Below are 339 nucleotides of genomic sequence, written 5' to 3' on the forward strand. Positions count from 1 at the left end.
ACACGCAGTGCGTGCGGCCCTGGCGCAGGGGGCCGCTGCTGCGCCCCATCAGGGCGGCGACATTGGCCTCGTCCGCGACGATCTCCAGATGGATGCGGCCGATGCGGCCGTAGATGGCGCCGGCCGCGCCGATAGGGTCTTTGCGGTACACCTTGTCGCCCTTCTTCAGGGCAACGTCCTCGGTGATGGCTTTGCCCTTGGCGTCGTTGGTAGCGACGGGCGTGCGGTGCACGTGGTGCAGGTGCTGGTAGATCGAGTAGAAGGTGACGGGCGTGCCTTCGCCGATCTCGGTGTCGTGCCGAAGAATCACCACGCCGTTGCTGGTCCAGCCCTTGTAGT

1 pseudogene is annotated in these 339 nt (G+C 66.4%); it reads right to left on the reverse strand.

What is annotated here, in order from left to right:
- Positions 1–339, reverse strand: a pseudogene (locus JHD67_RS21720) (hypothetical protein); the annotation flags it as partial.

Source organism: Dyella sp. ASV21 (genome assembly GCF_016428975.1).
Taxonomy (GTDB): domain Bacteria; phylum Pseudomonadota; class Gammaproteobacteria; order Xanthomonadales; family Rhodanobacteraceae; genus Dyella.